Raw genomic sequence first — 19164 nt, 5'->3', positions numbered from 1 at the left:
GCAAACGTTTTATTAACAAAAACATCATTGACAGCCTTATTTTCATCACCATAATACGCGCCGTTTACCCAAAATTTGGGTCTATAATGACTATTCTATTGTATCGTGGAGGTAAAAATGGCGGCCGATAATAACTTCAGTTTGGGCCCGGTTCCCAACTCAGCCAGAAAAGGCGTCGCGTCTTTAACCATGGTGATGTTAGGGCTCACCTTCTTCTCCGCGAGTATGTGGACAGGCGGTTCACTCGGTACTGGACTTTCATTTAACGATTTCTTCCTCGCTGTTCTCATTGGTAACCTCATCCTCGGTATTTACACTTCTTTTCTTGGTTACATTGGCGCTTCTACTGGTCTCTCTACTCACCTTCTCGCTCGTTTCTCTTTTGGTTCTAAAGGCTCTTGGCTTCCTTCCGCACTGCTTGGCGGCACACAAGTCGGTTGGTTTGGTGTTGGCGTGGCCATGTTTGCGATTCCAGTCAACAAAGCGACAGGCATTGATACCAACACCCTCATCGTCATCTCTGGTTTATTAATGACGGCGACGGTTTACTTCGGTATCTCTGCACTGATGATATTATCTGCCATTGCCGTACCGGCGATTGCCCTGCTCGGCGGATATTCAGTGCTCGAAGCAGTCAACAGCGTAGGTGGTGTGGCAGAGCTGCAAAAAGTACAACCTGCGCAACCGCTGGACTTCTCTGTTGCCCTCGCAATGGTGGTTGGCTCTTTCATCAGTGCAGGGACGCTAACCGCAGACTTCGTACGATTCGGCAGAAAGCCAAAAGGCGCGGTGATGGTGACTATGGTGGCATTCTTTATCGGTAACTCACTGATGTTCCTCTTTGGTGCGGCAGGTGCAGCGGTCACTGGTCAATCCGACATCTCTGAAGTGATGATTGCGCAAGGTCTGCTTATCCCGGCGATCATTGTGCTTGGTTTGAATATCTGGACCACCAACGACAACGCGCTTTACGCATCCGGTCTAGGCTTCTCAAACATCACAGGCTTGCCAAGCAAATACATCTCCATGGTGAACGGTTTGGTCGGCACGTTATGTGCGCTATGGCTGTACAATAACTTTGTCGGCTGGTTAACCTTCCTGTCGCTTGCCATTCCACCCATTGGTGGCGTCATCATTGCGGATTTCTTTATCAACCGTAAACGTTATTCCAATTTCGCCGCAGCAGAGTTCCAAACGGTCAACTGGGCTGGCATTATCGCCGTAGCGATTGGTGTGGCCGCAGGTCACTTCCTTCCTGGTGTAGTGCCGGTCAATGCGGTACTCGGCGGCACAATCAGCTACCTAATTCTCAATCCTATTCTAAATAAAAAGAGACTGGCCGAGCTGCCAGCGTAAGGAACCATCATGACAACACTATTGATCAAGAATGCAACGCTTAAAGGACAGGAAGGTCTCCAGCAAATTTTGATTGAGGATGGTCAATTCACGCGCATTGAAGACAACAATGTCGAACTCAATTACACCGGTGATGTTCTTGATGCCGAGGGCGGCATGGCGGTCGCCCCTTTCTGTGAGCCGCACATTCACCTAGACACCACGCAAACCGCGGGTGAGCCAAGCTGGAATATCTCTGGAACACTTTTCGAAGGCATCGAGCGTTGGGCTGAGCGCAAAGAGACGTTGTCGATTGAAGATGTCAAATCACGCGCGAAGCAAACACTTAAGTGGCAAATCGCCAACGGTGTGCAACACGTTCGTACTCACGTTGACGTATCGGACCCAACACTCATTGCCTTAAAAGCGATGGTGGAAGTGCGTGAAGAGATGAAAGAGTGGGTAGACATCCAAATCGTTGCGTTTCCGCAAGAAGGCATTCTTTCTTACCCGAACGGCAAAGAGTTGCTAGAGGAAGCGGTTCAATTAGGTGCGGATGTGATTGGCGCGATTCCTCACTTTGAGTTTACTCGTGAATACGGCATTGAGTCGCTGCATTACGTTTTTGAACTGGCACAAAAATACGACCGTTTGATCGATGTGCACTGTGATGAAATTGATGATGAGCAGTCACGTTTTGTTGAAACTCTGGCGACGTTAGCGCACAAGTTCAACATGGGCCACAAGGTAACCGCAAGCCATACAACGGCAATGGGCTCTTACAACGGTGCATACGCCTCTCGCCTCTTCCGTTTGCTGCGCATGTCAGGCATCAACTTCGTGGCGAACCCGCTGGTCAACATCCACCTTCAAGGTCGCTTTGATGACTACCCGAAACGTCGTGGTGTGACTCGCGTAAAAGAGATGCTCAACGCCAACATCAACGTCTGTTTTGGCCACGATGACGTCTTCGACCCTTGGTATCCGCTCGGCACAGCAAACATGCTGCAAGTGCTGCACATGGGTCTGCATGTTTGCCAAGTGATGGGGTACGACCAAATCAACAACTCGCTTGATCTGATCAGCACCAACTCAGCGCGTACGCTGAACATTCAAGACAAACACGGCATTGAAGCAGGTAAACCTGGGAGCTTACTGATCCTTCCTGCGGAAAATGGTTTTGATGCCGTGCGTCGCCAAGTACCGGTTCGCTACTCTGTTCGTCACGGTAAAGTGATTGCAGAAACACAACCTGCGACAACGCACATCCACCTTAGTGAACGTGAGCAAGTCACTTTTCAGCGCTAACATTGGTGATAAATGCCATTGAAGACGAAATTGGCCTATTGGGCCAATTTTTTCATTCAATCCCATTGATATGGAATCAATATCACATAAATATTAAGTAATTTAATAATAAATTGTGGAATATTTGCGCACTTAAAAAATCAAGACTAGTGTTAATACAACCCAGTGAACCTGAAAAGAGATAGCGAATTTTCAGAATTCACTAACAACGTCACACTCACAACTCTCATATCAATGATAATAATTCAATATTAAACGGCTCCCTTAGGAGCCGTCTTTGTTACTAGAAAATCAAAACATAAGATATTGATTTTATTCGTTATCACTTTCTCAGCGCGTTGAGTTTTGCTTGAGCAATACCAAAGATAGTGTCAATTGGGTAGCTGCCATCATCGGTGGGCTCGCCCGCCGATTTGCCGGTAAAGATCTCAATGGCTTCGGTGACATGGTCAATCGCCCAAATATGGAAATCGCCTTTTTCTACGGCTTTAACAATATCTGGTCTCAACATCAGATTATGCACATTCGAGCGTGGAATAATCACCCCTTGTTGATCATGACGACCTTTGATAGCACACACATCAAAGAAGCCTTCGATCTTCTCGTTCACGCCACCAATCGGCTGTGACTCACCAAATTGGTTCATCGAGCCGGTGATCGCGATATCCTGTCGGTTTGGCTGTTTAGAAAACGCCGACACGACGGCACACAACTCCGCCATGCTGGCGCTGTCGCCATCCACACCGCCATACGATTGCTCAAACGTAATCGTCGTCGTCAGGGGCACCTTAGCGTTGCGGCCAAATACCGATGAGAGGTAAGCCGACAATATCATCACGCCTTTAGAGTGAATGCTGCCCCCCAAATCCACGCTACGTTCAATATCGATCACCTCACCATCACCATAACAAGTAGTGGCGGTAATACGGTTTGGCGCGCCAAATGCGTGATCGCTGGTACTCAAAACAGAAAGCGCATTTACTTGGCCCACCGCACTGCCTTCGGTACGAATTAACGTGGTGCCATTAATAAATCCTTCCATCACAGCATCTTGCAATCGGCTCACTCGCATTTCTTGATTGCTCAGAGCCTCCTCAACGTGGCCGATGCGGATCATGTTAGAGTTAGACTGCTTGGCCACATAGTTCGACTCACGTAGCAAATTGGCAATGTGCGCGGAATGCAATGAGAGCTTGCCTTGGTCGCCCACCAAACGAGAGCTGTGCTCAATGATGCGCGCAATGGCTTTCTTATCGCAATGCAACATGCCATTGTCGTGCACTACACTGGAGATAAAGCGCGCGTACTGAAGTTCAGATTCCGGTGTACGCTTCATTTCATCTTCAAAATCGGCGGTGACACGGAACAGCTCGCTGAACTCTGGATCGTAGTGTTGTAACAACTGATACGTGCGATAGTCACCAAACAAAATGATCTTGATGTCGAGCGGAATCGGTTCCGGATCAAGTGACACCGCGCCTGTGAGAGTCACCTCTTTCTCCAACGAGGTAAAGCTGAGCTGACGAGAACGAAGCGCTCGCTTTAGACCATCCCACACATACGGCTGCTCTAGCACTTTTTGTGCATCCATCAACAGCACACCACCATTGGCTTTGTGCAAGCTACCCGCACGAATTAAGGAGAAATCGGTAAATACCGTGCCTTTGAATGTCGCGGTTTCAATTGAGCCAAACAGCGTGTGATAGTTTGGTGTTTCTTCTACCACAATAGGAAACTCACCCGTCTTGCGACTCACTAGCACGTTCACTTTGTAACGGCGCGGCAGTTTCTTATCAAGAGAAGCGGTGGCCACTTCACCTTGCTCACCCGTTTCCTCCAAAAAGATATCGGCGTTTTCGATGATGTCTTTTTGCAGTTCCGTTAAATAGGTTTTGATCTCTGGATATTGTGAATAATCGAGCTTAAGTTGCTTGATAAAGTGCGTAATCACATCGCGAGTGACATCGTCATTGAGCTTTTTGATTTTCTCGCTGTAAGACTCTTCCCATTCGGTTAAGTTACGCACCATCGAACGAAGGTTCACCTCAAGTTCGTCGATACTTGCTCCAAAGTACTCCTGCTCTTTACGGCTTAGAGCATCAAAAGTCTCCTCCGTATGCAGTTCTTCACCGTTCAACGCGACAAACTGGTAATCACCTTGTGTGGTAATTGTCAGGCTAATGCCTTTTTCTTTGGCATCTTTCGTAATGCGCTCGAGTTCTTGTTCCTGCTTTTGTACCAGTTGGTTTTTCAGCTTATCGGCGCGTGAATAATACATTTCATTATCAAACGCCAGCGGCATTGCGTTGACCAACTTGGTCATCAGCTTCTCAATATCATTACGGAACTGAACGCCCACCCCTTGCGGTAACTTGAGCACTTTTGGGGTGCGAATATCTTCGAAGTTCGCGACATAGCACCAATCATACAATGCATTCACGTCATGTTGATGGCGGTTTAAATAGCGCAAAATCATCGTACGCTTACCTAGGCCATTCTGGCCAATGGCGTAGATGTTGTAACCTTTTTCCTTGATTGACATAGCAAACTCAACCGCTTTTTGAGCGCGTTCTTGCCCCACAATCTCGTCAATCGGAGCCAACTCCTTGGTTGACTTACATGGCAGTTGTTCTAATTCAGCCACAGAATAGAGTTGTGCTGCGGATAATCTTTGAATCGCCATAGCTGCCTCCTTGTTTATTGTTCTTGTCATTCTTCCCAGTTAGCTCAATCCATTCTTCGCTATATTGAGCTCTCAGGAGGTTCTTTACTCCACACTACCTCAAGTCTAGTCGGAAATAATAGAATTTTTAGTGACTTATGCAACACGCCAGCGCAAGTGAGCATAAATGCAGCAATTGTTAAACAAAATAAGGCAAATGATATAAACTTGCATTTGATAATAAGTTTCATTTAAACTCCAGAAATCGCGTTTTAGACAGGAGAGTAAAGTGAACATCGAACAATGCTGGATGCGCTTTCTTAAAGCCCAAGAGTTAATGGAACAAGGTCATTGGCCGGAAGCTCATCACTTATTTAGTGAAGTGCTCACTTACTTGCCTACCCATATTCAGTCAGCCGCGCATGGCTGTGAACTCAAACCGTGTCAGCTCGTTTGTTTGCTCAGTGGATTGCGTGACGCCAGTATCATGCAGTCTGAACTGTATAACCGCATGGGGCTCTATCAAGACGCTTTTTCTACCCTCAATAACACCTATGCTCTGTTCCAATTTGTGGCACTTGAGCAAAGTGAACTCATTCAACGTGTGCACTCCATGTTAAGCAAACATTGCGATGATTTGCTCTCGTACATGACGGCGTTTTGCCGAGCACAACGTAATGCGCAATGGATGCTGGAGTTAGATCATGTCAACCGCGCTCACGCGCAGTTTGCAACGCTACAGCTTTTTAATGGTAGCGCTCCACAGCACGCTTCTCGCGTCCTTAACTAAGACAAGGAATTACAATGTCATCAAGAACCATTCTTACGGTGAACAACCTCTCGGTCAGTTTTAAGACCAACGATGGAATCGTCGATGCAGTTAAGAATGTTAGCTTCGATCTCCAAGCCGGAGAAACCCTCTCGATTGTCGGTGAATCTGGCTCCGGCAAGTCTGTCTCTTCCAGTGCTTTGATGAAACTGTTACCCAATAACGCGATTGTCCATTCGGAATCATCAATTTTGTTTGAAGGGGAATCGATTCTTGAGAAATCGGAACAAGCGATGCGCAAGGTCCGAGGCGATCGCATCGGGATGATTTTCCAAGAACCAATGACGTCACTCAATCCATTTATGCGTGTGGGCATCCAAGTTGCAGAAGCAATGATGTGTCACCGCAAGGTGACGAAAAAACAGGCGAAACACCGAGTGCTGGAGTTGTTCGAGCTCGTTCATTTACCGAATCCGCAACAGGCGTACACAAAATTCCCTCATGAATTTTCTGGAGGCCAATTGCAACGCATTATGATCGCGATGGCATTGATCAATGAACCAGAAATTTTAATTGCCGACGAACCCACGACTGCACTAGATGTTACCGTTCAAGCGGAAGTGCTCTATCTGATCAAAGAGATTCAAGCCAAGATGGGCATGGCGATTCTGTTCATCACCCATGATTTGGGCGTGGTGAAACATTTTGCCGATCGCGTGCTGGTGATGTGCAAAGGGGAAGTCGTTGAAGAAGGGAGCACACAAGCGCTGTTTGCCAACCCGCAGCACGACTACACAAAGATGCTGATCAATTCCATTCCAAAGGGAAGCAAAGAAGCGGTTGATGAATCTGCTCCTATGCTGCTCAAAGCGCAAGATATTCGTGTTAAGTTTCTCGTCAAACCTCACTTTTTACCGAGTCGAAACCAATATTTCGAAGCAGTCAAAGGCATCTCGCTGCAATTAAAACAAGGCGAAACACTCGGTATCGTGGGTGAGTCGGGTTCTGGAAAATCGACACTCGGGCGCGCGCTCATCGGTTTATTGCCTTCCACTGGTGAGATCGAATTTCAAGGTCAATCACTTGCTCAGTTAAGTGAAAAAGCGCGTTTTGACCTCAAGAAACAAGTACAGATGGTATTCCAAGACCCGTATGGTTCGTTGTCTCCCCGCATGACAGTGGGCGAAATCATCACCGAAGCATTGACGGTTCACCGCCCTGAGCTAAGCAAGCAGCAACGTATGAGCATGGCACGTGAAGCGCTGAAAGAAGTGCGTTTGGATCCGACGTCGATTAACCGTTATCCACACGAATTTTCCGGTGGCCAACGTCAGCGCATTGCGATTGCACGGGCGTTGATTCTCAAACCTGCGTTTATTCTGCTCGATGAACCCACCTCGGCACTGGATCGCTCTGTCCAATTGACGGTCATCGACTTACTTAAAGATCTGCAGAAAAAATACAACATCGGCTATCTGTTTATCAGTCATGATCTTTCGGTGGTTAAGGCCTTGTCTGATCGCGTACTGGTGATGCAAAAAGGCGAAGTGATGGAGCAAGGGAGTGCTGACGATATTTTCCACCAGCCAAAAAGTGACTACACCAAAAAACTCATCAGCGCGTCGTTTGATCTCGATGAGCCAATGATTGAAGAAGTCGCTTAAATCGACTCAAACGAGGACCAACTCGCTAGTTCACCATACAACGTCAATGGAATAAGTGGAACATGGCTGTTCTTGGCTTGGCCGCCAACCCAATAGTGACTTGGGCTTAAAATAAGAGTCACAAACAAAAATGCCGCGAACATATCGCGGCATTTTTACATCACTTTGATGAGTAAACGGATTACTTTAATGCGGTGATTCCCATATTGAACAACGTAAACGCATACATATCCGCAGAGAGATCGATCATTTTGCTCATCGGCATACCTGCACCGTGTCCGGCATTGACATCAATTCGGATCAACACCGGATTCACGCCTTGGTGTTTATCTTGCAGTTCGGCGATGAACTTATAAGAGTGCGCAGGCACGACACGATCATCGTGATCGGCCGTGGTCACAAGGGTTGCTGGGTAAGCAGTGCCTTCCTTGACGTTATGTACTGGAGAGTAGCCCAACAAATACTGGAACATCTCTTCACTTTGTGCCGATGTGCCGTAATCATATTTCCAACCTTCACCAGAGGTGAAAGTGTGGTAGCGCAACATGTCTAGCACACCAACCGCAGGCAGTGCTACTTTGAACAGCTCTGGTCGCTGAGTCATGCAGGCACCAACAAGCAGACCGCCGTTCGAGCCACCACGAATCGCAAGAAAATCCGAACTGGTGTACTGCTGTTCAATCAAGAACTCGGCGCCAGCAATAAAGTCATCAAAAACATTTTGCTTTTGCAATTGCGTTCCAGCATTGTGCCAAGCCTTACCGTATTCACCGCCACCACGTAAGTTAGCGACCGCGTAAACGCCACCCAACTCAAGCCAGCTGGCTACCATACCTGAAAAGGCAGGCGTCAAACTGACATCAAAACCGCCGTAGCCATAAAGAATTGTCGGATTTTTACCGTTGAGTTCAATCCCTTTCTTATAGGAGATGATCATCGGGATCAAGGTGCCATCTTTCGATGGGTAGAACACTTGCTGTGATTCAAACTGAGTGCGATCGAAAGGCGCTTTTGACTCTTGGAACACCTGAGACTCGCCACTCTTCACATCCAATGAGAAAATCGTCGGCGGTGTGACGTAATTGGTGAATGTGTAGTAGAGCGTAGTTTGGCTCTTCTTCCCTTCGAGCCCCGTTGCGGTGCCTTCACCGGGTAGCGTAATTTCTCGAACTTTTTCCCCTTGGTAGCTGTACTGCACGACTTTTGACAGCACATCAACCATGTAGGTCGCAAAAAGGTAACCACCTGCCGCCACCACCTCGAGAGGCTGATCTTGCTCGGCGATTAAATCACGCCATTGACCACTTTCAATATCCACACTTACCACTTTGCCGTTTGGTGCGTCTAAGTTGGTATAGAGAATAAAATGGCGACTTGTTGAGTCTAAAAGTTCAGTATCAGAGTCCACATGATCCAACAAGGTGTAGACCGATTGATCTTCACTTTGCAGATCAACATAGAACAAACGGTTACCTGACGTCGACTCATGGCCGCTGATGACGAGATAGCGATCATCTTCGCTTGTCTGTCCATAAACGTAGCGATGTACTTCACCCTCACCTTCACCGAAAACCAACACATCATCGGATTGTGGCGTGCCCAATTGGTGAAAATAGAGCTTGTGTTGTTCTGTTCTGGCTGACAACTCACTGCCTTGTGGTTTGTCATAACGTGAGTAGTAGAAACCTTGGTTGCCTAGCCAAGAAACACCGGTGAATTTCGCGTCGACGATTTCAGGTTCGATTTGCTCACCTGTTTCAGCATCGATCACAAAAATCTTGCGCCAGTCACTTCCCCCTTCTGAGATGGTGTAGGCCACCAACGAGTCATCTTTCGAGAAGAAAACACCGCTAAGTGACGTGGTGCCATCTTCAGAAAACCCGTTCGGGTCAAGAAACACCTGTTCTGGCTCTTGGCCTTTACGACGGTAAAGCACACTTTGGTTTTGCAAACCATCATTCTTATAAAAATAGGTGTATTCCCCATGCACAAAAGGCTGAGACGATTTTTCGTAATCTTGACTTGCTGCGATTTGCTCTCTGAGCTGCTGGCGAAAACCAATTTGTCCTAAGTAATCGAAAGTCACTGAGTTTTGCCCAGCGACCCATTCAGCGGTGTCTTCACTACGATCATCTTCTAACCAACGATAGGGATCAGCAACTTGATGCCCAAAGTAATGATCAACAATTGGGTCTTTACGTGTTTTGATGTACTGCATAACGTCCTTGTGACTCTTTGTGTAAAGCACTTTCTATAAAAAGCATCAAGGCCATTGGGCCTTGATGCTTTAGGGTTTGCTTATGGTTGTAATGAGAATAATTTTCACCCCTTAACTTAGGGCTTACTGCGCTGTTTTCAAGCTAAAGATTGCAACATTTCTTGAAATGATGACTCAATCGCAATTTATTACCTATCATCAATCAAAGTCAGCGCCTCTCAACATCAGCAACACTCAAAAATAGTGGGAAATGGTCAGATAACGCTCCCGAATATGCTCAATCAGTAAACGCACTTTGTTCGGTGGCTGGCGAGTAAACGGATAGACCGCGTAGATGCCCAATTTTTTGCCGACTTGCTCTGGAAAAATATCCACCAGCTGACCATTACGAAAATCGTGGTACACCAAGCAGCGAGGAACATAGGCAATACCATGGCCACCTAACGCGGCTTTGCGCAAAGCCGTCGCGTTGTCGGTCGAAAAACACCCTGCTACACGTACAATGTAGTTGCCTTTATCCCCTTTAAACTCCCACTCTGACGCCCCTGTGGTTTGGTAGGCATACTGCAAGCAGTTGTGCTGAGTTAAATCGGTAGGAACGAGCGGTTTTCCATGTTTGGCAATATAGGAAGGGGATGCGCACACCACCCATTGGGAATCGAGAATATGTCGAGCAATCAAGCTGGAATCCTCAAGATAACCCGTGCGAATGACCAAATCATAGCCACCTGACACGAGGTCAACAAATCGGTTATCTAACGACATATCGACGGTTAATCCTGGGTGCTGGTTACAAAATTCGGCAACCGCATCCGCCAATATCAAGTCACCCGAAATCGTCGGTACCGACATTTTGATATGGCCACTGACATTCTCTCCAAAGCCTGCAACAGCATCCATAGCCTCCTGAGTGGCTTGCTTCACATTTTTGGCACTATGCAGTAACGCCTTGCCCGCCTCGGTCAACGTCAATTTTCGCGTTGTTCGATATAATAATTGAGCGCCAATTTCTTCTTCAAGTCGCGCAATTCTTTTGCTAACCACCGAATTTGTAAGGCTATTTTCTTCAGCCACCTTACTAAAACTGCCCTGTTCAACCACTTGGCTAAATAAGATTAAGTCATCTGCACGCATTGGATTATGTCATTTTTGGAAGGAATGATTTTCATTATTTCCCTATATCAATAAAAAATAAAGGGGTAAATTCACGCCAAATTAACAAGCCCATTACAAAAACAATAAGCTTTTTTCAATTATCCGTGTCAGTTGAACACTGCAATTGGAAGTCAGACCAACCTGATAACCCTACCCATCAAGGTTGATCAAGCTGTACGAGGAAGTACTTATGAGTGAAACAATGTTAGCCCTTTTGGCCTTTTCGCCAATTGTGGTCGCTGCCATCCTACTGGTCGGTCTCAACTGGCCGGCTAAAAAAGCCATGCCTGTTGCCTTCGCACTCACTGTGGTGATTGCCCTCTTTGGTTGGGACATGTCCACTACCCGCGTGATCGCTTCTGTGCTACAAGGCCTTGGCATTACCGTCTCCGTGTTGTGGATTGTATTTGGCGCTATTTTCCTGTTGAACACGTTGAAACACACCGGAGCCATCACCACCATTCGCAACGGCTTTACCGATATCTCCGCTGACCGCCGCGTACAGGCGATCATTATTGCTTGGTGTTTCGGCTCTTTTATTGAAGGCGCATCTGGTTTTGGTACGCCCGCTGCGATTGCCGCGCCTCTTCTGGTCGCCATTGGCTTTCCCGCGCTTGCGGCGGTACTGATGGGAATGATGATCCAATCCACACCGGTTTCTTTTGGTGCCGTTGGAACACCCATTATTGTCGGTGTGAACAAAGGTCTTGATACGCATAACATCAGCGAAGCATTGATCGCTCACGGCTCAAGTTGGGATATTTACCTACAACAAATCACCTCAAGCGTGGCGCTGAACCACGCCACTGTTGGCACCATCATGCCGGTGCTGATGGCAATGATGCTGACACGCTTCTTTGGCAAAAACCGCAGTTGGAGTGAAGGGTTAGATATTCTTCCTTTCGCCCTATTTGCTGGTTTCGCTTTCACTGTGCCTTATGCGTTAACTGGCGTTTTCTTAGGCCCTGAGTTTCCTTCTTTGATCGGTGGTTTAGTCGGTCTTGCTATTGTGGTCACGGCAGCCAAAAAAGGCTTTCTCGTGCCAAAATCACAATGGGATTTTGAAGCCGAGGACAAATGGCCAGCAGAATGGTTAGGCTCACTCAAAATCGATCTTGAACAAGTGCAAGGCAAACCGATGAGCCTGGTAAAAGCGTGGACACCTTACGTGCTTTTGGCAGTGATTCTCGTCGCCAGCCGCGTAAGTGCTGACTTCAAAGCTTTGTTAACGGGTATCAGCATCAGTTCTGGGACTATCTTAGGCGAAGCTGGTATCAGTACGTCGTTCCAACCGCTCTATTTACCTGGTGGCATCTTAGTGTTTGTCGCGCTACTTGCCGTGCTCATTCAAGCCGGCAGCCTCAAGCCAATGGCAAAAGCGCTGGGCGAATCCAGTAAAACCCTTGTCGGAGCTGGCTTTGTACTTGTCTTCACCATTCCAATGGTTCGCATATTTATCAACTCGGGCGTCAATGCGGCGGATCTCGCCAGTATGCCCGTCACCACCGCCAATTTTGCCGCTGACTTAGTTGGCTCTGCATTCCCGGCGTTGAGTGCCACCGTTGGTGCCTTGGGGGCATTCATCGCCGGTTCCAATACAGTGTCAAATATGATGTTCAGCCAGTTCCAATTTGAAGTGGCACAAACCTTGACCATCTCCAGTGCGGTTGTGGTGGCACTGCAAGCGGTGGGCGCGGCAGCGGGTAACATGATCGCCATTCACAACGTGGTTGCCGCTTCCGCTACTGTTGGGCTGCTCGGTCGCGAAGGTGCGACACTGCGCAAAACCATTATCCCCACTTTCTACTACCTTGTAGTCACGGGCATCATCGGTTTAACACTGATTTACGGTTTGCAGATCACCGATGCACTCATGACACCGTAGATAACCAGATTCATAAAGACAACGAGCGGCAGGCGTAACCTGCTGCCAAACCAATATGGCGTAGCGGTCGCATACCCCGACAACCATAGCGTAGTCACTGCGCTATCCGCTACCACTACGCCATTCTTTACACGGGAGCACTGCCAATGCGTATTTATCCGGCAAAACCTGACAAAGTTTATTTCTACGCCACTTGCCTCGTCGACATGTTTGACCCAGAAGCAGGGCTCGATGCTATGACGCTACTTGAGCAACAAGGCATTGACGTTATCTTTGTCGAAAAACAAACCTGCTGCGGCCAGCCGGCTTACTCTTCGGGATACGATGAGGAAGCCAAGCAAGTTGCCCTCAGTCAAATTGAGTTATTTCCACAAAGCTACCCCGTGATTGTGTTATCAGGTTCGTGTGGCGGCATGATGCATCATCATTACCGCCGTCTTTTTAAAGGCGATTCGCAAGAAGCCCAAGTGAGCCAATTCTGTGACCGAGTTTTTGAGCTCACCGAATTTCTCGTCAATGTGTGTCGCGTCAAGCTCAATGACCAAGGTCAACCAACCTCAGTGGTCATGCACACGTCCTGCGCGGCTCGTCGGGAAATGAATGTGCATGTCACCGCAACAGAGCTGCTTTCACAACTCGATAATGTTGAACTGCGCATGCAAGACTACGAAAGCGAGTGCTGTGGCTTTGGCGGGACGTTCTCTGTTCGTCATCCCAATATTTCTCAAGCCATGGTGGAAGACAAAACTCGCCATATCGAGGCCACTGCCGCTGAGACACTCGTCAGCGCAGACTGGGGCTGCTTGCTCAATATCAACGGGGCATTTGAGTATCAAGGTAAAGCGATCAAAGGTCGCCACTTGGCCAGTTTTCTACTCGAACGAATTGGGGGGAAAGCCTAATGTCACAAACTCCACAACAGTTCCATCAGCAAGCTAAAGTCGCACTCGCGGACCCGCAACTCAGAGCCAACTTCCGCGGTGCGATGGATTATCTGCGCGACAAACGTAAACTCGCCTTTGCTGACCCTGCCGAGGAAAAAGCGATTCGAGATCTGGCAGAAGCCATTCGTCAACGCTGCTTAAGCAAGTTACCGCAACTGCTAGAAAAGCTTGAGTTCAACTGCTATCGCAACGGTATTCATGTCCATTGGGCAGAAAATGCTGACGAAGCCAATAGCATCATTGCCAGCATTGCTAACGCTCATCAGGCGAAAATGATCATCAAAGGTAAATCGATGGTCAGTGAAGAGATTGAGATGAACCATGAGATGGCGAAACTGGGGATTGAGTGCTTGGAAAGTGATATGGGGGAATACATCGTCCAACTCGACGGCGACAAACCTTCCCATATCATCATGCCAGCCATCCACAAAAATAAGCAGGAAGTGAGTGATACCTTCGAGAAAAATCTCGACAACTTCACGCCAACAACCGATGTGGATGCTTTGATTCAAACTGGCCGCCAGCGCTTACGACAAAAATTTCACGATGCCGATATTGGTTTATCTGGCGTCAACTTCGCCGTTGCTGAAACAGGCACCTTGTGTTTGGTGGAAAATGAAGGGAACGGGCGCATGTCCACGACCGTGCCGAATGTGCACATTGCGATTACTGGCATTGAGAAGGTGGTGGAGTTTTTGACCGATGTGCCGCCGCTCTACAGCGCATTAACCCGCAGTGCGACCGGACAAGCGATTACCACCTATTTCAATATGATTACCTCACCACGTAAGAATGGTGAAAAAGATGGCCCGCAGGAAGTGCATTTGGTGCTGCTTGATAATGGCCGCTCACAAGCTTACCAAGATGAAGAATTACGCAAAACGCTGCAATGTATTCGCTGTGGCGCCTGCATGAATCACTGCCCTGTTTACACCAAAATTGGCGGCCACGCCTATGGCACCGTCTATCCCGGTCCTATTGGTAAGATCATCTCTCCTCATTTACTAGGGTTGGAAAAAACACAGGATCTCGTTACCGCATCAAGCCTTTGCGGCGCTTGTGGAGAAGTATGCCCGGTACGCATCCCCATTCCTGAAATGTTGCAACGCCTGCGACGAGAAGCGAAAAATGATTCCATGCCCGATCATGCACCACTTCGCGGCCAAAACGCGGCGCACAGTGGTTTGGAAACGGCGGCGATGAAAGGCTTTGCTTACGCGGCGCGTCATCCCTCGCTCTACCATGCTGGCACGGCCATCGCCAGCAAAATGCGTAACCTGCTTCCGGCAAATCTCGGGCCTTGGACCCAATGCCGCACTGCGCCAAAACCGGCAGAAAAATCCTTACACCAATTGATGGCAGAAAAACGCAAAAGAGGTGAATCATGAGCCATGCGAAAAACAACATACTCAATCGCCTCAAAGCCGCCAATGCGATTGAAAAAAGCTCGGCGCACTTGAGTTATCAACCGTGGGGACACGAAAAGAATGTCACTCAGAATGAAAAAGTGCACCGCTTCATCACTGCCATGGAAGCCAGCCACGCCGAAATGCACACCATAGAAGCGTCACAACTCGAATCCACCATCGCGCGTATTGTGTCAGACAAAGCATGTCAAACCGCCGCTATTGGCACGGATGGAGAATACATTCACGCCTTTCGCAACGGACTCGCTCAAGTGAAAGTGGTGGAATTTGAACGCCACATTGAAGAATGGAAGAGTGAGCTTTTTAACCAAATCGATGTCGGTATTACTCATGTTTTAGCCGGTATTGCCGACACTGGTGCTTTGGTGTTGTGGCCGAGCGAATATGAGCCCAGAACCTTGTCCTTGGTGCCTCCTAAGCACATCGCGGTGATCAAACAGTCGACTCTTAAGTGCAATTTCCTTGAGGTCATGCTAGAGCAAGAGTGGGCGCATCACATGCCAACCAACGCACTGTTGATTTCTGGCCCGTCCAAAACGGCGGATATCCAACAAACGCTGGCCTATGGCGCGCACGGACCAAGTGAACTCGTGGTGCTATTACTTACCGATCAATAAGCGAAAAACGTAACCTCAGCCTCATCGTTGAGGTTTTGTTTCTCAGCCATTGAGACGTTTTCATACAAACATGGCACGATGCTTTAACCCAAATAGAAAACAATAAGAGCAAATACGTCGCAGCAATGTAAAAACATATACCCAAACTACTTGGCGTTACAGGTAGGCGGCCAGTGAGGTTATCCCCATGAACATAGACAGACTATGTGATTGGGCCGGGCTGGCGTGCCAGTGAACGAGCGTAGCCAACGCCGCTGCAGCTTCAAGTAGGAAGGGGATAAACCGAAAAACGCTGCAAAACAAAGGAAGCAATGATGGTCAATAACTTAGATAACGCCACCTATCAAAAACTGGCTGCGGTGTTTGCTACCCGCATTGAGCAAGCGCGCATCATTACCCAAGAAGCCAAACGCTTAGCCTACGGTACCGACGCCAGTTTTTATCGTTTAGTGCCAAAGATCGTCTTACGACTCAAGGATTTGCAAGAAGTCATTTTTGCCATTCAAAGTTGCCGAGAGCTCCATGTTCCCTGCACGTTTCGCGCAGCGGGCACCAGCTTGTCTGGGCAAGCGGTCTCTGACTCTGTGCTCATCACCCTAACCGACGATTGGCGAGGCCATGAAATTGTCGACGATGGCAATAAGATCATTCTTCAACCTGGCGTGATCGGCGCGGATGCCAACCGATATTTGGCCCCTTTTCAGCGCAAAATTGGCCCCGATCCCGCTTCGATTAATACCTGCAAAATCGGCGGCATAGCCGCCAATAATGCCAGTGGCATGTGCTGCGGCACCGCGCAAAATTCCTACCGCACCGTAGATAGTATGAAGATCGTTTTTAGTGACGGCACCATACTGAACACCGCAGATGAAGCCAGCATTGCTGCCTTTAAGCAAAGCCACGCTTCGCTCATTTCCGGCATCGAAGCACTTTGCCAGCAAGTAGCTGATAATAAAGAATTATCAGATAAAATTAAGCACAAGTATCGTCTTAAAAACACCACAGGTTACGCTCTTAATGCCCTGGTGGATTACCAAGATCCGATTGAAGTCATTGAACACTTGATGATTGGTTCAGAAGGCACCTTAGGTTTTATTGCCGAGATCACCTATAACACCGTCATTGAGCACCCCAATAAAGCCTCGGCGTTGTTGGTCTTTGCGACCATCGAAGAAGCCTGTCGCGCCGTAACGACTCTATCCAAATTACCCGTGGCAGCTGTGGAACTGATGGATGGACGCGCCCTGCGCTCTGTTGCCGACAAAGCGGGCATGCCCAGCTTTATTCAATCGTTGGATCTCGAAGCCGCGGCCATTTTGGTTGAGTCTCATGCAAGCTGCCAAACGACGTTAGATTTACAATGTAAATCTGTTATGGATGCACTAGCAGAGTACACCATCATTGAATCTGTGCCGTTTACCAGCGATGCTGCGACCGTTGCGACACTATGGGGAATTCGCAAAGGCATGTTCCCTGCCGTGGGAGCGGTACGCGAAGTCGGCACCACGGTAATTATCGAAGACGTTGCTTTTCCAGTGGAAAACTTAGCTAATGGCGTGCGTGACTTACAAGCCCTGTTTGATCGCTACCAATACGGTGAAGCGATCATTTTCGGCCATGCTCTCGAAGGCAACTTGCACTTTGTTTTCACCCAAGGTTTTGACAGCCAAACAGAAATTGACCGCTACGGTAAATTTATGGATGAGGTTGCGGAGTTGGTTGCGGTTAAATATCAAGGATCACTCAAAGCAGAACATGGTACAGGGCGTAACATGGCCCCCTATGTTGAGCTAGAATGGGGCCGTGAGGGCTACCAGTTGATGCAACAGATCAAGACGATCTTCGATCCGCAAGGTCTGCTCAATCCAGGTGTCATCATCAATGACAATCCCCATTCGCATATAGAAAACCTCAAGCCCATGCCTGCTGCCGATCCGTTGGTGGATCGCTGCATTGAATGCGGGTTTTGTGAACCCGTTTGTCCTTCGAGAACACTGACGCTTTCTCCTCGTCAACGCATCGTGCTTTATCGAGAGTTGCAGCGCCGAGTGCGTGCGGGAGAACAAGTACAAGCCTCTGAATTAGAGAAAGTTTTTGAATATCAAGGTATTGATACTTGTGCCGCAACCGGTTTGTGTGCCGATCGCTGTCCCGTTGGCATTAATACAGGCGATTTGGTGAAAAAACTTCGTACCGCTAAGTATGAGAAGTTTACCCCCATTGCCAAATGGACTGCGGACCATTTCAGCACCACAACCGCCATTGCCAGAAGTGGTCTACGTGTTAACCAATTAGCAAGTCAGGTGATTGGCGCGCCAACGGTGGGCAAACTGACTAATGGCTTACGCTCACTGACTAAAGGATCAACACCCATTTGGTATCCAGAGTACCCCACGGCAAATCAACACTCACTCGGTAACACCGCATTTCCTATCACTGCAACAGAAAAGAAAGTGGTATATATGCCTTCATGCGCCAGCCGTAACATGGGGCAACAGGCAGATGCCCCTGATCAACGATCACTGACAGAGGTGACATTGTCACTTATAAAGAAAGCAGGATACGAAGTGATCATCCCTGCGCAATTGAGCAACCAATGTTGTGGCATGCCATACGACAGCAAAGGGATGAACGAAATAGCAACAAATAAAGCCAAACAGTTGGAAGAAGTGTTGTGGCAGGCGAGTCGAGAAGGAACCTATCCTGTGCTGATGGATACCAGCCCTTGTGCCAAACGCAGCATTGAGCAGTTTAGCCAACCAATAGAAGTGCTTGAACCGACAGGCTTTGTCAGCAAGTATCTCTTACCACATCTCGATATTACCCCACTCAACGAAACCGTCATGTTACACGTCACCTGCAGTTCAAGGCGCATGGGGCTGGAAAATGCCATGATAACGTTGGCCAACGCGTGCACATCCCGCGTCATTGTTCCTGAGCATATTCAATGTTGTGGTTGGGCTGGCGATAAAGGATTCACCACCCCAGAACTCAACGCAGCCGCGGTTCATCCGTTAAAAGCGCAAGTGCCGAGTGATTGCCAACGGGGTTTTAGCAATAGCCGAACCTGTGAAATTGGTTTGTCGCATCACAGTGGCATTCCCTATCAATCCATTCTCTATTTGGTTGATGATGCCTCATCTCCTCGTTAAGAATAGCGAGGATAGCTACTCCTCTTCT

12 protein-coding genes are annotated in these 19164 nt (G+C 48.2%); 9 read left to right on the top strand and 3 right to left on the bottom strand.

Translation table 11 applies throughout. The features are described from left to right. Window positions 1–117 precede the first annotated feature (117 nt). Together codB and AOT11_RS19495 are read left to right on the top strand one after the other, a co-directional pair. Window positions 118–1356 carry a cytosine permease gene (gene codB / locus AOT11_RS19500; RefSeq protein ID WP_026050672.1) on the top strand — a complete coding sequence of 413 codons (1239 nt, stop codon included), beginning with the start codon at window positions 118–120 and terminating at the stop codon, window positions 1354–1356. Window positions 1357–1365: 9 nt separating this feature from the next. Beyond that, on the top strand, window positions 1366–2643 hold the full coding sequence (locus AOT11_RS19495; protein WP_017421618.1) for a cytosine deaminase: 1278 nt from the start codon (window positions 1366–1368) through the stop codon (window positions 2641–2643). A gap of 322 nt (window positions 2644–2965) precedes the next feature. On the opposite strand, the gene AOT11_RS19490 is transcribed toward AOT11_RS19495, so the two are convergent. After that, window positions 2966–5326, bottom strand: coding sequence for a Lon protease family protein (locus tag AOT11_RS19490; RefSeq protein ID WP_011081712.1), 2361 nt, complete (start codon window positions 5324–5326; stop codon window positions 2966–2968). 268 nt (window positions 5327–5594) lie between these two features. On the opposite strand from AOT11_RS19490, the gene AOT11_RS19485 reads away from it, so the two are divergent. Together AOT11_RS19485 and AOT11_RS19480 are read left to right on the top strand one after the other, a co-directional pair. Further along, a complete protein-coding gene (locus AOT11_RS19485) occupies window positions 5595–6095 on the top strand; it encodes a hypothetical protein (protein ID WP_017421616.1) in 501 nt (166 codons plus the stop codon). A gap of 14 nt (window positions 6096–6109) precedes the next feature. After that, window positions 6110–7738, top strand: coding sequence for an ABC transporter ATP-binding protein (locus AOT11_RS19480; RefSeq protein WP_017421615.1), 1629 nt, complete (start codon window positions 6110–6112; stop codon window positions 7736–7738). 181 nt (window positions 7739–7919) lie between these two features. Here the strand turns inward: AOT11_RS19480 and AOT11_RS19475 are convergent, their stop codons facing one another. Beyond that, window positions 7920–9956 carry a prolyl oligopeptidase family serine peptidase gene (locus AOT11_RS19475; protein ID WP_017421613.1) on the bottom strand — a complete coding sequence of 679 codons (2037 nt, stop codon included), beginning with the start codon at window positions 9954–9956 and terminating at the stop codon, window positions 7920–7922. A gap of 234 nt (window positions 9957–10190) precedes the next feature. Next, the gene (locus AOT11_RS19470; RefSeq protein WP_017421612.1) at window positions 10191–11090 is read right to left on the bottom strand and encodes a LysR family transcriptional regulator; all 900 of its coding nucleotides are present in this window, start codon (window positions 11088–11090) and stop codon (window positions 10191–10193) included. Between the two features lie 211 nt (window positions 11091–11301). Here AOT11_RS19470 and AOT11_RS19465 point away from each other — a divergent pair, with 211 nt between their 5' ends. From AOT11_RS19465 to AOT11_RS19440, 5 genes are all read left to right on the top strand, one after another. After that, entirely contained in the window at window positions 11302–12996 is a 1695-nt protein-coding gene (locus tag AOT11_RS19465; RefSeq protein ID WP_026050671.1) for an L-lactate permease, read from the top strand. Window positions 12997–13142: 146 nt separating this feature from the next. Continuing rightward, window positions 13143–13898, top strand: a complete 756-nt coding sequence (locus AOT11_RS19460) for a (Fe-S)-binding protein (protein WP_017421611.1) — start codon at window positions 13143–13145, stop codon at window positions 13896–13898. After that, entirely contained in the window at window positions 13898–15328 is a 1431-nt protein-coding gene (locus AOT11_RS19455; RefSeq protein ID WP_017421610.1) for a LutB/LldF family L-lactate oxidation iron-sulfur protein, read from the top strand. Before AOT11_RS19460 ends, AOT11_RS19455 begins: the two co-directional genes overlap by 1 nt. Further along, window positions 15325–15984 (top strand): LutC/YkgG family protein, encoded by a 660-nt coding sequence (locus AOT11_RS19450; RefSeq protein ID WP_017421609.1) that lies wholly within the window; start codon window positions 15325–15327, stop codon window positions 15982–15984. Before AOT11_RS19455 ends, AOT11_RS19450 begins: the two co-directional genes overlap by 4 nt. 311 nt (window positions 15985–16295) lie before the next feature. Further along, the gene (locus AOT11_RS19440; RefSeq protein WP_017421608.1) at window positions 16296–19136 is read left to right on the top strand and encodes an FAD-binding and (Fe-S)-binding domain-containing protein; all 2841 of its coding nucleotides are present in this window, start codon (window positions 16296–16298) and stop codon (window positions 19134–19136) included. The last annotated feature ends 28 nt before the right edge of the window (window positions 19137–19164 follow it).

The sequence above is a fragment of the Vibrio vulnificus NBRC 15645 = ATCC 27562 genome (assembly GCF_002224265.1).
GTDB classification, from domain to species: domain Bacteria; phylum Pseudomonadota; class Gammaproteobacteria; order Enterobacterales; family Vibrionaceae; genus Vibrio; species Vibrio vulnificus.
The sequence above is the reverse complement of the archived record's forward strand: the minus strand, read 5'-3'. Positions and strand labels throughout refer to the sequence as shown.

What these genes read in the sequence shown, in the direction of transcription:
- codB (WP_026050672.1), top strand. Translation starts at nt 118, where the DNA reads ATGGCGGCCGATAATAACTTCAGTTTGGGCCCGGTTCCCAACTCAGCC.
- AOT11_RS19495 (WP_017421618.1), top strand. Translation starts at nt 1,366, where the DNA reads ATGACAACACTATTGATCAAGAATGCAACGCTTAAAGGACAGGAAGGT.
- AOT11_RS19490 (WP_011081712.1), bottom strand. Translation starts at nt 5,326, where the DNA reads ATGGCGATTCAAAGATTATCCGCAGCACAACTCTATTCTGTGGCTGAA.
- AOT11_RS19480 (WP_017421615.1), top strand. Translation starts at nt 6,110, where the DNA reads ATGTCATCAAGAACCATTCTTACGGTGAACAACCTCTCGGTCAGTTTT.
- AOT11_RS19475 (WP_017421613.1), bottom strand. Translation starts at nt 9,956, where the DNA reads ATGCAGTACATCAAAACACGTAAAGACCCAATTGTTGATCATTACTTT.
- AOT11_RS19470 (WP_017421612.1), bottom strand. Translation starts at nt 11,090, where the DNA reads ATGCGTGCAGATGACTTAATCTTATTTAGCCAAGTGGTTGAACAGGGC.
- AOT11_RS19465 (WP_026050671.1), top strand. Translation starts at nt 11,302, where the DNA reads ATGAGTGAAACAATGTTAGCCCTTTTGGCCTTTTCGCCAATTGTGGTC.
- AOT11_RS19460 (WP_017421611.1), top strand. Translation starts at nt 13,143, where the DNA reads ATGCGTATTTATCCGGCAAAACCTGACAAAGTTTATTTCTACGCCACT.
- AOT11_RS19455 (WP_017421610.1), top strand. Translation starts at nt 13,898, where the DNA reads ATGTCACAAACTCCACAACAGTTCCATCAGCAAGCTAAAGTCGCACTC.
- AOT11_RS19450 (WP_017421609.1), top strand. Translation starts at nt 15,325, where the DNA reads ATGAGCCATGCGAAAAACAACATACTCAATCGCCTCAAAGCCGCCAAT.
- AOT11_RS19440 (WP_017421608.1), top strand. Translation starts at nt 16,296, where the DNA reads ATGATGGTCAATAACTTAGATAACGCCACCTATCAAAAACTGGCTGCG.